A 532-nucleotide genomic window follows, 5' to 3' on the forward strand; every position below is an offset into this window, starting at 1 on the left:
CGGTTCAAGAACCACATCCGCTGCTGCGCCAACGACAACGGCACCCGCTCCGGACGCACCCGAGCAGTCAACGCCGCCCGCGCACCCGAACCAACCTCCGACTCCACCCGAGCAGCCAACAACTCCACCGACGACGCCTCGAACAACACCCGCACCGGAACCTGCGCATCGAGCGCCTGCCCCAACCGAGCCGCCACCCGAGTAGCAATCAAAGAATTACCACCCAAAGCAAAGAAATCATCATCCAACCCGACACGCTCGACCCCGAGAACATCCCCGAACACCGACGCGACGATCTCCTCCACCGCCGTCACCGGAGCCCGGAACACCGCAACCTCGAACACCGGCTCCGGCAACAACTTCCGATCCAACTTCCCCGACGCATTCAGCGGCAACGCATCCAACACCATGATCAACGACGGAACCATGTACGACGGCAACACCGCACGCAGCGAATCCGTAAGCGCTACAACATCAACCACCGCACCCGACGCCGGCACCACATACCCAACCAAGCTGTCACCCGACTTGG

General features: G+C 62.4%; 1 protein-coding gene. It reads right to left on the reverse strand.

The annotated features are described in order from the left end of the window. Positions 1–532, reverse strand: a 532-nt coding sequence (locus ASU23_RS19910) for a phosphopantetheine-binding protein (RefSeq protein ID WP_156423182.1), incomplete at both ends; no start/stop codon positions are given.

The organism is Rhodococcus sp. KB6, assembly GCF_001445685.1.
Classification (GTDB): Bacteria; Actinomycetota; Actinomycetes; order Mycobacteriales; family Mycobacteriaceae; genus Rhodococcus_F; species Rhodococcus_F qingshengii.